We start from the raw sequence: 14754 nt of genomic DNA, 5'->3' as shown, positions 1-14754 counted from the left end.
CGAAATAGACGTCAGTTTTCACAGCGGCATCCCGTTTGACGCTGAACGATCTCGCTGATCGTCGATATGCCGATCATCGGCATTAGGGTGTGCGTGAGATGTTGACGCTCGCGTTGCTCCTTGTGAGGCTTTGCGCCGGAAGTCGGGGCGTGTCGGGGGGTTTAGGAATGGATAACGAGGTGCACGGAAAGTGCCAGTGTGGAGCCGTAAGGTTTCGTATATCGGGAGAGTTCGAGAGCTTCTTCCTGTGCCATTGCGGACGCTGCCGCAAAGATAGCGGCACGGCCCATTCCGCGAACCTGTTTTCATCGACTGCTGAGATCACCTGGATGTCCGGGGCGGAAAACATCAGGGTGTTTCGCGTTCCCGGGACACAGCATGTGAAGAGCTTCTGTGCAGACTGCGGGTCGGCGCTGCCGTTCTGTCAAGCGCATGATGGCTCGCTCGTCGTTCCAGCGGGCTCACTCGATAGCCCGCTCAAAATTCGACCCACCGCGCATATTTGCGTTTCCAGTCGCGCGAACTGGGACAATGACCTGGCCTCGATCGAAAGGCACGACGGGCTTCCCGGTCGATCCGAGTAGGTTGGGGCCCGTCACGCACTGCATCCAGAGAAGGAAAAGCGCCTCTCACAGCGTCCTTATATTCGTGCCGTTCTTGCCCCCGCCTGAGCGACCGCAGCTGTGATTTCGGCCGCCTTCCTCGGGGAAGAGATCGATTGTCGGCGAAACGAAGAAAACGCTGATCGCGAAGAGCATACTGGTTTCCAAGGCGAAGGTGGGCACCCGCGTCTGCCCGACCACGGAATGGAACATGTTCGACACGGGCGTGCTGCGCTGACACACGATGCAGCGGCGCCCTTTTTCCTTTCTGGCCGCCTTGTCGGCGCATTGCGATGCGTTGGAGGTTGCCGCGAGCCGCGGTGCGTTCGCGCTCGCGGTTCTCGATCTCCATCGCCAGATCCTGCGTCTGTCGGGTAACCGTTTTCTCCAGTCACTCTGCGATCCCCTGCAGACCGCGCTCTATTCGCTCTTGGCGAGCGAGACCGAAGACCGAAGCGCGGACCGTCCAAAATGGCCAAGGTCGTCGCCCTTCATAGCGCAATCCTCAGGGCCGTCGAAAACCGCGAGCCGGAGGCCGCAAAGAAAGCGATGGAAGCCGTCCTGGAGCGCTCCAGCGATGAATGTCTACGCTCCCGCGGGATGGGCTGAGCCCAGCTCCGCCCCGAGAAAATTGGACCGTTTGAAACTGGAATTTTCCGCTATGCTTCCTTGGCTGTAAGAGAAGTGCAATCGCAAGAAGGCGAGCAAAGCACGGCGCGACAGGCAACAAGGCCCCGATCACGCTGACGAAATCGGGGTGGCGTCACCAGCCCGCCACCCTGACCAAAGCCGGCGACATCCTCCTCTACCGCTGCGCGCGTCGCGTGGGTACAGAGCCAGCTCGGCATGCAACAGCTCCAAAGGAACGTGCCGTCGCCGATCTCAGCGCTGACCAAGCTCTGTAACGTCATGGCATCAGACGTAACCTCTTTCGCGTCCGAAGGTGCCCTTACCCAAGGGTGAGCCCCTTGCGCAGTGCGATCAGGTCGATGTCACGGGAGACGAAAACGGCGCCGGCCTCGAGCGCACGCTGATAGACCTCGTCGTCGGTGGTCAGGATGCCCGGCGGCAGGCCCGCGGCGCGGATGCGCGTGATCGCATCTAGCACCGCCGCAGTAGTCTCGGGGTGCGAAGGCTCGCCCGGGTGCCCAAGCGAGGCGGCCAGATCCGCAGGTCCGACGAAGATTCCGTCAACCCCGGGCACGGCCGCGATCTCTTCGAGATTGGAGAGGCCCTCGACGCTCTCGATCTGTACGACAAGACAGATCTCTTCACGTGCGACCTTGTGATAGCCCGGGACCATCGCGAAGCGCGTGGCGCGGTTCATGCCGGAGACCCCACGCATGCCCCGCGGCGGATATTCGACCGCCGCCACCGCAGCGCGCGCCATCTCTGCGTCGTGCACCATCGGCACGAGGATCGTCTGCGCGCCGAGGTCGAGGATTTTCTTGATCTCCGCCGCGTCGAGAGAGCCGGGCCGCACGATCGGCGAGAGAGGATACGGGGCCACCGCCTGCAGCAGCGGCAAAACACTGCGCGCGTCGAGCGCCGAATGCTCGGTGTCGAACATCATCCAGTCGTAACCGCAGCCGGCGATCAGCTCGGTGGCGAGCGGATCGCTCATCGTGCACCAACAGCCCCGCTGGACCTCGAAGGCTTCCAGCGCGGCTTTGAACGAATTCCTTGGCAGATCGACCATCGTGACTTTCTCTCTTGTTGACCTCGGCACGCGCGGGAGGGATGCCCGGGGCCGTCTTGAAAAGGTTGGTTCGGAGTTTATTCGAAACAGACGCGGGTCGCACTTCGCAAACAGCGATCCGCCGGGTTTGGATGACGTCCCGTCTCAGTCGAAGGCAATAGCGACGTTTCCGAAGGTGCCGAAATCGGCCTCGATCCGGGTCCCGGGCGGGCACTCGATCGGCGCGATGAACGAGCCCGACAGGATCACCTGCCCCGCTTCGATCCGCTGGCCGTATTGGCCCATTCGCCGCGCGAGCCAGACCAGCCCCTGCACCGGATCGTCCAGCACCGCCGCGCCTAGCCCGGTAGTTTCGACCTCGCCATCCTTGCGAAGGATCGCACCGGTCCAGCGCAGGTCGACCTTGGCCGGATCGTGGCGCGCCTCGCCCAGCACGACCCCCGCATTCGCCGCGTTGTCCGACACGGTATCGACAATCACACGCGCCTGCCCGGTCGCGGGATCGGCGCGCAGAATGCGGGTGTCGAGGATCTCCAGCGACGGGGCCACGTAATCGGTCGCCGCCAGCACCGCCGCGCGATCCGCCGTGGCATCGAGCGGCGCTTTCATCACGAAGGCGATCTCGGCCTCGATCCGCGGCTGGATGAAACGGCCCGCGGGCACGGTTGCGCCACTGGCGAACAGCATATCGTCATAGAGCACGCCCGAATCCGGCGTCTCGATCTTCAGCGCGGCTTGCATCACCTTTGAGGTCAAACCGATCTTCCAGCCAAGGATCGACCGCCCCGCCGCCAGCTTGCGCGCCATCTGCGCCGACTGGATCGCATAGGCGTCGTCAAGCGTCATCTCCGGATGGCGCAGGCTCAGCAGCCAGGCCACCGTCAAGCGCTTCCCACACAGGAAATACCGCGGTTAAGCGGCCCACGTCAGTCATCGGAGGGGAGGAGGAGGCGGTGACCTCAGGGAGGAGGAGAGAGGCCACCGCCAATTTCCGAGGCTCAGGGAGGAGGAGAGAGCCTCAGGAACTGGTGCAGCGAATTGCCCGCTGCGTTGGGATTGTTTTCGCACAGATGCTGCGGCGCAGAAATAGCTTATTCGACATAGCCGCGCTGCATCTTCCGCATAGCTGTCGCAAGGTCAGTATCCGTGCTGCGGCGCGCTGACCTCGGCCGATAGTCCCGGGGCCAATCTCGCAGTCTGAGGCTGATCCGGGTCAATCGAGATGCGCACCGGCACGCGCTGCGCGATCTTGGTGAAGTTGCCGGTCGCATTGGAGCCCGAAAGCAGGCTGAACTGCCCTGCCGTGGCAGGCGAGAACCGTTCGATATGGCCTCTGAACTCGGTCTTCCCCAGAGCGTCGACGGTGAAAGTCACCGGCTCACCGATGCGCAGCCCTGCCAGCTGGGTCTCCTTGTAATTCGCGATCAGCCAGAGGTCGGAGGGCACGAGCGAAACCAGCGTGCTCCCGGCGCTGACAAACTTGCCGACCCGAGCCGAAACCTGACCCAGTCGCCCATCCTGGGGCGCACGGATCACCGCATGATCGAGCGCCACCTGCGCCGCATCCAGCGACGCCTGCGCGGCATCGGTCTTCGCGGCGAGCGAGCGTTTGTTCAATTCCGCCGTCTGAACCGCTTGTTCGGCCACATCGATGGCGCTTTGCGCCTCTTGCACGCCCGCCTTCGCCTGTTCGAGCGTAAGCTGCGCCTGATCGGCATCCGATTGCGAGACATAGCTTTTCTTCGTCAGCTTCGAGGCCCGGTCGCGCGCGGTCTGCGCGGTGGCCTGCGCCGCTTTCGCCGAGGCCAGCGCGGCCTGTTTCGCCTCCAGCGTCGCCTTGGCCGAGTTCACCGCCTGCGCCCCGTTCGACTGCGCGGCCTTCGCCGTCTCAAGCGCGGCCTGCGCCTGTTCCACCGCCGCTTTCAACGCGCGATCGTCCAGCCGCACCAGCACATCGCCCTTCTTGACCTCCTCGAAATCGCTGACAGGCACCGCCGTGACTTCGGCCGCGACCTGCGCGGAGATCGGCGTGACCTTGCCCTGCAGATAGGCATTGTCGGTCCATGCGACGTCGGAACGGAAAGGCGGAAGGCGCCATGCATAGAGCACGGTCGCGACGCCGGCGAGCGCGATCAAAAGGATCAGGGCAGACGCAATATAGCGGCGGGTCTGGGACATAGGATCAACTCGTGGAAATAGGGGTGGAGGGCGTAAGGCGCGGGAGCGGCCAGCTTCGCTGCAATGCGAGATGGGCGATCAGCCCGGCGAGCGCCACCAGCGCGAACCAGAAGACCGCGCGGAACGCATCGTCATAAGCGAGGATCGCGGCCTGCTGCTGCACCGCGGAGGCGACGGAGGACAGCGCGCCCCCGGCCCGTGCGCCCGCATCCGCGGTCTGGCCACCAAGCGAAGCAGCACTCTGCGCGAGGGTCTGGCTCAACATCGGATTGTCGGGCGAAATCTGCGGAGAAAGCTGCGCCATGTGATAGGCGGTGCGGTCGACCACCAGCGAGCGGAACAGGCCGGAGCCGATGACCCCGCCGATGGATTGCGTGGCCAGGAACAGCACGACGAAGCTCAGCAGGTAATGCGGTCCCTTCGCGAAGGCCGCCCCCAGCCCTTTCGCCATCGCGGGCGGCAGAAACAGGATGCCCGCGAAACCGACCATCGCCTGGCTGAGATACATCTGCTCGGGCCCGGTGAGCGCGGTCGATTGCGAATCGAGCCACGCCCCAGCCGCGATCAGAACCAGTGCGATGCCGTGAAACAGCGGCGCACGCGCCCCGCTATTGGTCAGCATCAGCACGCCGGTCGCGGCGAGCATCGACAGCGCGATGATCCCAAACAGCAACTGCTCCTGCCCGGGCTGAAGCCCCATGGTGCGCAGGAAGCCGACCGCGCCCGCGCTCTGCTCGGCGAGCGCGATGCGGAACACTAGAAGCGTTCCCGCCAGATGCAGGATTGGCGGGCTCAGCAGCCAGTGGAAATCAATCAGCGGATTGGGGCGCTGCATCTCGATCAGCACCGCGCCCGCGACCATCCCGATGGCCGCCACGAGCGCCACGCCCAACCATTCGGTCTGCGTCCAGTAATCTAGCGCCCCGAACATGAAGACGCTGGTGAACGCCCCGAACCCGAACGCGAGCAGGCTGAAGGAGACGAAATCGAGCGGTTTGAGCACCTTTTGCAGAGGGCGCGGCGTCAGCGGCAGCGCGAAAATCAGCGCCAGCGCCACCAGCGCCATGCCCATCTGGAAAAGGCTCACCGCGTGCCAACTGGCATTCGCGGTGAGGTCCGGCAGCAGCACCCGCGCCAGAGGCCTGCCCACCATGATCATCGTCAGAACGGCGGGGATAGCCACCTTCAGACGCTGTGCAGCGGGTATGGCCTCCAGCATGTAGAGAAAGCCGAGGCTCGACAGCGGCGCGGCGGCGCAGCCACTCAGGAACGCCACGATCACTGCGGAATGCAGGTCGTCGACCCAGAGATTCAGCACCATCGCCAGCACGAAGCAGACGATCCCCACCTCGGCGAAGCGCCGCAGACCGAACTGGTCGCGGATACGGATCAGCATCAGCGGCATAGAGGCGCGCGGCGCCATGAAGGCCGCCATCACCCAATAGGTGTTGTTCGTGGTGGCGTGCAGATCGCCCGCCAGCTGCGGCAGGTTGGCCGAGACGAAACCGGTCGCGAGCGATTGCGACAGCGCCACGAAAACGGCTGCGCTGGCATAGACGACCCGCTTTGCACCGGAATGGTCGGGCTCTGGCGGAGCGGCGGGCTGCGGTGCGACGTCCGGCTCTGCGGTCTCTGCCGCTGTGGCTTCGTCTTGCTTGACTTCACGCTCTGCGGCGGCCTCGGTTGCGGGTCGCGTCTCCGCCTCTTCAGACCGCGCGCGCTCGTGCAGCGTCCGCTCGTCCGGCGATACCGGTTCGGCGGCCGTCGGACGCGCATCCGGGCCGTTGAGATTGCGAATCTGGGAATTCATTGGCCGCGCATCCTTTCGAGGTTGGCCTGCATCCGCTCCATCGTCTTGCGGGCGCGGGCGACCTCGTCGGCGTCGAGTCCTTCGTAGAGCTGCGCGCGCAGCGCCTCGACGAAGGTCTCGATCTCGGAGGCGTTCGCACGGGCGTGATCGGTCAGGAAAATCTGGCGGACGCGTTTGTCCTTGGGATCGGCGCGCCGCTCCACGAAGCCGAGCTTCTCCAGCCCGTCGAGCGTGCGGTTCAGCGTCGGCGTCTCGATCACCAGCGTTTCCGCCAGTTGCCGCTGGCTCATCCCCTCGTCGCGCGAGATCGCAAGGATGGCCTGCGCCCGCGCGAAGGTCAGCCCCATGTCCCGCGCCTGTGCGTCGAACATCGCGCGCACCGAACGCGCCGTCAGCATCATCGTGCGCGTCAACTCGGCACGGTCGCGGCGGGCGGCTTCGCTGGGCACGGATAGTTCTGCGGCACGGTCGGACATGGGGCCCTCGGGAATAAAGTTAGCCTGCTAACGTTTTTGTCCCATCCCACATATCTTTTGTGTCGCGAGGATCAACATGGGTCCCCTGCACAGGGGGCCGTGCGAAATTGCGAAACGGAGCGATCTGGCCGTGCATCCAGCGCGGGAGCTCAGGCGGCGAGCAAGCTCACAAGGCCGAGACCAGCCGCCACGAGCATCACCAGCGACAGCGTCACCGTCGCGATCACGCGCGGCCCGGCGGCTGCCACCGCCCGAACATCGACGCCAAGCCCCAGCGCTGCCATCGCGATCACCGTCAGGATCGACGCCCCCTGCCCCATCGGCGCCAGCGCGACTTCCGGCAGCGCCCCGGCAGAGCGCAGCACGATCATCCCGAGAAACCCGAGGATGAAAAGCGGCGGCATGAGTCCACGCCGCACACGCCCTTCCGGCGCGGCAGTGCGTCCATCCGCCGGCAGGTGCGGCGCGAGAAACGACAGTACCACGGTGATCGGCCCCAGCATCAGGACCCGCACCAGCTTCACCAGCGTGCCGAGCTGGATCGCCCCGGCCCCCATCGGCGCCGCTGCAGCCAGAACTTGCGGCACCGCATAGACGGTGATCCCCGACAGGATCCCGTAACCGTTGACGCTCATTCCCGCCACATGGCCGACGACCGGCAGCAACAGAACCACCGCCACGCCGAGCACGGCGGTGAACGCGATCGCGGCACTAACATCGTCGCTGTCTGCGTCGATCACCGGGGCGACGGCGGCGATGGCGGAATTGCCGCAGATACCGTTGCCGCAGGCGATCAGCAATGCCATCCGGGCCGGCAGGCGCAAGGCCCGCCCCAGCAGATATGCGGTGGGCACCATGAGCGCGACCACGGCGACAATCCCGGCCAGCAAGCCCGGACCGACCGACAACAGGGTCTGTGCGCTCACCGAGGCGCCGAGCAGCACGATCGCGATCTCCAGCACCGTCTTGGCCGAGAAGCGGATACCGGCCTCGAAACGTGCAGGCGGAGCCCAGAGGGAGCGCACCACCGCCCCAATCAGGATCGCCAGCACCAACGGCTCCAGCCATTCCGCCCCGAACAGTGCGTGCTCTGCCATACCGCCCAACGCCGCGAGCGCGGCGACGCCGATGCTCAACCCGACCCCAGGAGCGTAAGCGCGAAGCGCGAGCTGCGGACGGGCGAAACGGCAGGGCAGGATCGAATGAAGCGGCAAGACGGTCTCCTCGGGCTCAGCACGTACCCCGTATTTGCCCGCCACAATTCATTCTTCAAACAAAATGTTTTGTCGATATGATCGGTTAAATCGATTAATTAAAGGGACACAGGAATGACGCCTGAACAGCTCCGCGTATTTGTCGCGGTCGCGGAAGAGCAGCACATGACCCGCGCCGCGGCGCGGCTGAACATGACGCAATCCACCGCCTCCGCCGCCATCGCGGCCCTGGAGTCGCGTCATCAGATCGCCCTGTTCGACCGGATTGGGCGGGGAATTTCTCTGACCGAGGAAGGTCGCGCCTTTCTGCCCGAGGCGCGCGCGGTGCTGGCACGGCTCGCCGAGGCGGAGGCGATGCTCGCCGAGACCCGCGGGCTCGAACGAGGGCATATCCGTCTAGTCGCCAGTCAGACCATCGCGGGCTATTGGCTGCCGCCATATCTTGCCGCCTTCCGGCAGGCGCGCCCGGGGATCGAGGTGACGCTGGAAATCGGCAATACACAGGAAGCCGCGGACCGGCTGCGCGCGGGCCTGCACGATCTCGCGCTGGTCGAAGGCGATGTCGAGGATGCGAAGCTGGAGCGCGTTCAGATCGGCGCGGATCAGCTGATATTGGTCAGTGCGGCCCCGCCGCCCGGCAAACTGGATGCGCGCGCGTTGAGCGAAGCGAACTGGGTTCTGCGCGAACCCGGCTCGGGCACGCGTTCCACCGCCGAAGCCGCCCTCGCCGACCTGGGCGTCGCGCCCGGTGCGCTCTCGGCCGCGCTGGTTTTGCCATCGAACGAGGCGGTGCTGAGCGCGGTCGAGGCGGGGGCCGGGATCACCATTCTCTCGGCCCATGTCGTCGCGCGGGCGCTGAGCCTCGGCACGGTCAGAGATTGGGAGCTGCAACTCGCCCCGCGGCCCTTCTACGCGCTACGCCACCGCGACCACCATGTCAGCCACGCCGCGGGCGATCTTCTGGCGCGGATCGATCAGTCGCAGTTGGACGAATTCAATCAGATGGAATGAACCATTTCGCGAGCTTCGCTTCGATCTCGGACGGCATAGCGGGCTTCGGGCAGACCGCGGCACCGGGGTAGCGCTCGCGCAGCTGAGAGGCCTCCGCATGTCCGGAATGGAACAGGAGCGGCACCCCCGCTTCGTGGAGCCGGTCGGCCAGTTCGTAGACCTCGCCATCGGCCAGCATCACGTCGAGGATCGCGGCACCGGGCAGACGCTCGCGGACCAAGTCCAGACCCGCGCGAACCGTGGCGCAGGGTCCCCAGACCTCCATCCCGAGATCTTCCAGCATGAATTGAAGATCAAGCGCGACGACGGCTTCATCTTCGACAAGGAGCACCTCGCTCGGTGCTTTCTCAGTCAGCGTCGCCGTCGATTTCATGTGCGAAGATAATCCTGTTGCAACGGCTTTCCGGCGTCTGACGCGTGTCGACCCGCGCCGAAATCTGGCTGGCGGAAATATCGACCAACGTCGAGCCGAAGCCCTGTTTGTTCGTGTCGAGCTGCAACGCCTCACGGTAGCGCTCGTTCCACGAAAGTATCACAGTGTCGTCGTTTTCCTTCGACCAAGTGATCTCGAGATCGCCCTCGCGTGGCCCCAATACCCCGTATTTCGCGGCATTGGTGCTCCATTCGTGGAAAATCAATGCAAGTGCGGTCAGGTGATGCGTCGGAACATCGACCTCCGGCCCATCGATCAGGAACTTCGAGGGATCGTCATACGGCGCGAGGGTCGTCTCGATAACCTCGCGCAGCGGAATAGCCGCGCCGCTCGTCCGGGTGCGCGCCAGATCGTGCGAGCGCGCGAGCGCGTTGATCCGCTGACCGACGTCATCGACCAGCTCGCGCGGGCTCGAGGCGGTACGTCCCGCGATGCGCAGCATGCCCGAAACGATGGAGAACAGGTTCTTCACCCGGTGGTTCATCTCGCGCAGCATCAATTCGCGCATCTGTGCGGCCTCTTCATCGGCGGTGATATCGACGCTGAGGCCCAACAGACGGCTTTCCTTGCCTTCGCCCATCATCCGGCCAGTGGCGCGCAGGTGGCGCTTCGTCCCGGAGGGAAGGTCGAGCTCGTGGTCGACCTCCATATCTACGCCCTTCTCGCGCGCTTCGCGCACCGCATGTTCTACGGCGTCCCGGTCATGCTCGGCCACGCGTTCGAAGAACCGCTCGAGCGGATAGGTGCCCGCAGCCTCGAGTTCGAAGAATGCGGCGACAGCCTCGTCGACCTCCACCTCGCCGCTAGGCTCGATGATCGACCAGATGCCGATCTGTGCGATTTCCAGCGCGAGTTGGAGCCGTTCGCCCTTCTGCGTGAGTTCGGTCTCGAGACGCAGCGCCTCGGTGATGTCGGTGAAGACGAGCGTCGCGCCTTCAACATTGCCGCGCGCATTCAGATAAGGCGTGGCGGCAAGCGACCAGACCTTGTCGAGCTCGGTGGATTTGACCCGACAGGGCCGCGGCAGCTCGCCCTCGAGCACCGCATCGATCAACTCGATCATGACTTCCGGCGTGTCGAGCATGTTCTTGATGTCGCCGAGCGGTCGGCCACGATCGCTGCCGCGCAGGCGGATCATCTCGCTCGCGCCGTCGGTGAAGTTGCGCAGGCGTAGCTTGCGATCGACGGTCACCAGCGCATGAAGCTTGGAATCGAAGATATTGCGCAGGTCGGCATTCGCGGTCGAAAGCTCCTCGACCTTGGTCTTCAGCTCGTCATTGACCGTCGCGAGCTCTTCGTTGGTCGATTGCAACTCCTCGTTCATCGACATCATTTCCTCGTTGGAGGATTTGAGCTCTTCGTTTGCGGTTTCCAACTCTTCGACGGTGGTGCGCAGGCGGTTGCGGGTGGCGCGCAGCTCCGCTTCCAAGACCTGCACATGGCTCTCGGAGGGCGCGATCTCGTCGAAATCGTATTCGTCGAGCGCCTCGAACGGGCCACGGTCGCGGAACACGATCAGCAGCGTGTCGTCCGAGAGCGGATCGGCGAGCACGTCGACGCGCTGCCGCCCGGTTTCCGAGATCACTTCGACGTCGCGGACGATCTTGCGCGTCCCGAGTTCAGCCGACTCGTGGATGACGGCGGAAAGCGCCTCGCGCAGCCCCGCCCGTGCGAGCGATTGCGCATAGCCCTGCCCGGTCTCGGACGGATCGATCTCGAGATACTTGCCCAGGCGCCCGGTGGCGGCGAGGATCGCTCCATCGCGATCGACATTCAGCGTCGCGGGCGCATAAAGATCGAGGATACGATTGCTGGCCAAGGTCGTGTTCCAGTCTCTGGGTCTTCTATCAGTCGTTTTTGGTCGAAGCGGAGCAAGCCGCGTATGAGGGTCGGAGCGCATAGGCAGTTCGGTCGGGTAAGGTGACCGTGGTCCAATGCTCCGGAAGATGCGCATCGCCCCGTCGATCGGCTCGAACAGCTCCTCGTGCCGCCCGATCGTCTCGGATGGGCCGAGGAAGAGAACGCCGCCCGGGTTGAGCGCGTAATGGAAGATCGGCAGCGCCCGCGCCTGCAGCTTGTCACCGAAATAGATCAGCAAGTTGCGGCAGGAGACCATGTCGAGACGCGAAAATGGCGGATCCTTGATCAGCGAATGTGGCGAGAAGCGCACCCGGTCGCGCAGCGCGACGGTGATCTGGAAATTGCCATCGCGTCCGACCGTATAGGTGTCGCGATACATTTCCGGCAGATCGAGCAGAACCGAGACCGGATAACGTCCCTCGCGTGCGATCGCGAGCATCCGTTCGTCGATATCGGTAGCGAAGATCTGGAAATCGATCTCCTTGCCGCTCGCATGGATCGCGCGATCGATGAGCATCGCCAGCGTGTAAGCCTCTTCGCCGCTCGAACAGCCGGGCACCCAGATGCGCAGAGCGCCGCCATCCTCGGCCTTCTCGACCATCGGCTTGATGGCTGCCTCGTTGAGCGCCTCGAAATGCTCGCTGTCGCGGAAGAAGCGGGTGACGTTGATCAAAAGATCGCCGAGCAGCGCCAGGGGCTCGTCTTCCTCTCGTTCGAGCCGTTCGAGATATTCGCGCGGATGAAGAATGCCCACGACCTGCATCCGGCGCTGGATCCTGCGCTCGAGCGTCGAGCGTTTATACTGCGAGAAATCATGCCCCGTCAGGCGATTCAGCGCAGAGCAGATCTCGTCCAGCGTGCCTGAAACCGGCGGCGCGGTATTGACCTGCTCGGGATCGACATTGCGGAATTCGGTGATCCGCGCGATCACGTCGGCAGGCGCGCTAACCACGTCGACCATCCCGGTCGCGACAGCCGAATTGGGCATCGAGTCGTAGCGCGCGGTGGCATCCTGCGCGATGCAGAACCCGCCGTGTTCCTTGACCGCGCGCAACCCGACCGAGCCATCCGTGCCTGTCCCCGACAGGATCACGCAGACTGCCCGACGCCCGAGATCCTGCCCCAGCGACACGAAGAAATCGTCGATCGGTCGGCGCAGACCGCGCGGCTGGGCGAATTCCGAAAGCTTCAGATGGCCGTTCTCTACCTCAAGCCCATAGCCCGGTGGGATCGTGTAGACGTGCCCAGCCTCCAGCTTGGCGCCATCTTCGGCCTGTAGCACTTCCAGCGAGGTCGACCGGCCGAGCAACTCCGCCAGCAGGGATTCGTGGTTCGGATCGAGGTGTTGGACGACGACATAGGCGCTCGGGTCGTCCGCACGCGCAGGCTCCAGCAGATCGCGAAGCGCTTCAAGCCCACCGGCGGAGGCGCCGATGCCGACAACATATAGATCCTCGGGGGTGTCGGTCACCTTATGGCCCGCCGATCCGCGCAGCGCGCGATCAAAAGGACGCGGCCCACGCGCCCTTCTCTATAGTTATCTTTGCAGTTCATCCGCAGATCGGTGTCACTGGTCTCAGAACCCTGCAATAACATTTGACATAGTGTCGAACACATAACCGTGGCCGCAGCCATTCTCAGCCCTCACGGTAGATGATCGTAGCCATGGTTGAAAGACTCTCCGACAGGACCTTGGCGGAGCCGATCATCGCCAGGCCAAACCCGCGCGAGATCGCGGCGAGATCGTCGGCATTGCGCAGCAGGCTCGAGTCATTCGCCGCAAGATCAGCCTTCACGTTCTGACGTTCGGCGGCGGAGGTCAGGTCGAACTGCGACCCGAGAATCAACCGCGTTTCGCCATCGGGTTTGCGCAACCGCGTCATGAAGACGAAATTCTGGAAAGTCTCGCCATTCGCGCGGCTGTTGGTGACGCGAAAGCGACCCGCGGAAATCTCCTCGTCGTCGATGAACTCCCGCATCGCGGCGCGTTCTTCTTCGGTCGCGGCGCCTGCCTGCAGGAAGCGGCAGTTCTGCCCCAAAACCTCATCAGCGGAATACCCGGTCAGATTGAGAAACGCCTGATTCACGTAGACAAGCGGCACGTCCTCACGATCGACGGCGGCGATGGTCAGCGCGACATTCGACTTGTCGCAATAGCTGACGAGCGTGTCCGGTAATTCGTATTCAGTATAGACGGGCATTCAGCCTCCGCATTGTTCGAGGAGACAAGATTGATCACTGCGCGGAAAAGTCCAGCGCATGAGGCGAAATATCATCTATAACGGTTTTCAGGGGAGGATGGTACCGCCTCCCCGGCTTGAACGGGGGACCTCTGGATCCACAATCCAGCGCTCTAACCAACTGAGCTAAGGCGGCACTGGCGCGGGATTTAGCCCCCTCTCGCGCGGAATGCAAGTGTCCGATGGCGAGAAATTCGCACCAAGTCTTGCCTGCGCACGTCGCGGGGGTTAGGTGCATTTTCCATCCAACCTCTCAGGAGTTTTCGATGAGCATCGACAAGGAAAGCGACATCTCCGCGAATCTGCAAATCGGCCCGACCTCGCTCGGGATGGTGCGGATCTATGTCGAGGGCGAAGGCGTAGAGCTGCCGCTCGATTTCGATCCCGACGAGGCGATGGAAATCGCCGAAGAACTGCAAGCCGCTGCCGAAGCCGCGCGCGAGATGAGCAAGGGCGGCAAGGGCAAAGGCAAGAAGCGCTGAGCCCGGGCGTCAGACTCCGGGCGGATTCGCGCCCGGATCGTACAGCCTCTGCAACCGCCGCGCCGCCGCGCGCGCGAAATCGAGCGTCAGCGCCTTGCGCCGCGCTGGCGCGAGCTTGGAGAGTGGCGCCTCGCGGATCATCTCGGCACCGTAGCCATCCGCGATGAACAGTCCCGTTCCCTCGGGCAGCAGATCGGTCGGGAAATCCTGGTCCACTGCCCAGAAGTAGCGGTCGCACCATTCGAGATAGCCGTCCCATTTCCGGTCCGAAGTGAAATCGGCGCGACTCGACTTGCACTCCACGATCCAGATCTCTCCTTTCCGGTCGATTGCCATCAGATCGGCGCGCAGCCGCGGGCGCAGCACCATCTCCGGCACGCTGTCGAGGCCAAGCTCGGACAGCGCACGGGCCGTCCCACGCGCAAGCACCTGCCCCGGCTGCAGATCGGAAAGCGGAATTTGTGTCATGCGGAAACCATGAACGAAGTATGAACAAATGTCCAGCCGCCGCTGCGGCGCGCCCTGACCCTGCAGGCAATTCCGCCCATGCGAGGCAGTCGTCCCCATGCGTCGTTCACCTCGTTGAATTCACCCCCTTGTCGGAACGCGTTTTCGCGCCTATCTCGGGGTCTGACGGTTACTGCTCTTTCCGTGAAAGACCCTTTTCCAGTGGCCTATACCATTCCTGAGGGAGCTGGCTCTGCCGGGGTCCTGGCCTCGGTATCTGGCGCCCACCTGACTTTTCAGGT

12 protein-coding genes and 1 tRNA gene are annotated in these 14754 nt (G+C 63.9%); 2 read left to right on the top strand and 11 right to left on the bottom strand.

What is annotated here, in order from left to right; genetic code table 11:
- Positions 1-1551 precede the first annotated feature (1551 nt).
- The 6 genes from B6V73_RS15885 to B6V73_RS15860 all read right to left on the bottom strand — a co-directional run bounded on the left by B6V73_RS15885 (position 1552) and on the right by B6V73_RS15860 (position 7979).
- The gene (locus tag B6V73_RS15885) at positions 1552-2301 is read right to left on the bottom strand and encodes an aldolase/citrate lyase family protein (protein WP_088725716.1); all 750 of its coding nucleotides are present in this window, start codon (positions 2299-2301) and stop codon (positions 1552-1554) included.
- Between the two features lie 144 nt (positions 2302-2445).
- The gene (locus B6V73_RS15880; protein WP_240504159.1) at positions 2446-3147 is read right to left on the bottom strand and encodes a 2-oxo-hepta-3-ene-1,7-dioic acid hydratase; all 702 of its coding nucleotides are present in this window, start codon (positions 3145-3147) and stop codon (positions 2446-2448) included.
- 291 nt (positions 3148-3438) lie between these two features.
- Positions 3439-4479, bottom strand: a complete 1041-nt coding sequence (locus B6V73_RS15875) for an HlyD family secretion protein (RefSeq protein WP_088725715.1) — start codon at positions 4477-4479, stop codon at positions 3439-3441.
- A gap of 4 nt (positions 4480-4483) precedes the next feature.
- Complete coding sequence (locus B6V73_RS15870) at positions 4484-6289, bottom strand: MFS transporter (protein WP_088725714.1); 1806 nt, start codon at positions 6287-6289, stop codon at positions 4484-4486.
- Positions 6286-6765, bottom strand: a complete 480-nt coding sequence (locus tag B6V73_RS15865; RefSeq protein WP_077701293.1) for a MarR family transcriptional regulator — start codon at positions 6763-6765, stop codon at positions 6286-6288. Before B6V73_RS15865 ends, B6V73_RS15870 begins: the two co-directional genes overlap by 4 nt.
- Before the next feature lie 149 nt (positions 6766-6914).
- On the bottom strand, positions 6915-7979 hold the full coding sequence (locus tag B6V73_RS15860) for a putative sulfate exporter family transporter (protein ID WP_206185588.1): 1065 nt from the start codon (positions 7977-7979) through the stop codon (positions 6915-6917).
- Between the two features lie 114 nt (positions 7980-8093).
- Between B6V73_RS15860 and B6V73_RS15855 the strand changes: the two genes are divergently transcribed.
- Complete coding sequence (locus B6V73_RS15855; RefSeq protein ID WP_088719708.1) at positions 8094-8990, top strand: LysR substrate-binding domain-containing protein; 897 nt, start codon at positions 8094-8096, stop codon at positions 8988-8990.
- Here B6V73_RS15855 and B6V73_RS15850 read toward each other — a convergent pair.
- From B6V73_RS15850 to B6V73_RS15835, 4 genes are all read right to left on the bottom strand, one after another.
- Complete coding sequence (locus tag B6V73_RS15850; RefSeq protein WP_075774227.1) at positions 8974-9363, bottom strand: response regulator; 390 nt, start codon at positions 9361-9363, stop codon at positions 8974-8976. The genes B6V73_RS15855 and B6V73_RS15850 overlap by 17 nt on opposite strands.
- Positions 9338-12754, bottom strand: a complete 3417-nt coding sequence (locus tag B6V73_RS15845; RefSeq protein WP_088719707.1) for a CheR family methyltransferase — start codon at positions 12752-12754, stop codon at positions 9338-9340. The genes B6V73_RS15850 and B6V73_RS15845 overlap by 26 nt, the downstream gene beginning before the upstream one ends.
- 166 nt (positions 12755-12920) lie before the next feature.
- Entirely contained in the window at positions 12921-13484 is a 564-nt protein-coding gene (locus B6V73_RS15840) for a PAS domain-containing protein (protein WP_088719706.1), read from the bottom strand.
- A 98-nt stretch (positions 13485-13582) separates the two neighbouring features.
- A tRNA-His gene (locus B6V73_RS15835) sits at positions 13583-13659 on the bottom strand.
- Positions 13660-13789: 130 nt separating this feature from the next.
- Here B6V73_RS15835 and B6V73_RS15830 point away from each other — a divergent pair.
- Positions 13790-14005, top strand: a complete 216-nt coding sequence (locus tag B6V73_RS15830; RefSeq protein WP_075774224.1) for a DUF6324 family protein — start codon at positions 13790-13792, stop codon at positions 14003-14005.
- Between the two features lie 9 nt (positions 14006-14014).
- Here the strand turns inward: B6V73_RS15830 and B6V73_RS15825 are convergent, their stop codons facing one another.
- A complete protein-coding gene (locus tag B6V73_RS15825; protein WP_075774342.1) occupies positions 14015-14473 on the bottom strand; it encodes an MmcB family DNA repair protein in 459 nt (152 codons plus the stop codon).
- Between the last annotated feature and the right edge of the window lie 281 nt (positions 14474-14754).

The organism is Thioclava sp. JM3, from assembly GCF_002213185.1.
GTDB lineage: Bacteria > Pseudomonadota > Alphaproteobacteria > Rhodobacterales > Rhodobacteraceae > Thioclava > Thioclava nitratireducens.
This window is presented reverse-complemented; position numbering and strand designations above follow the sequence as displayed.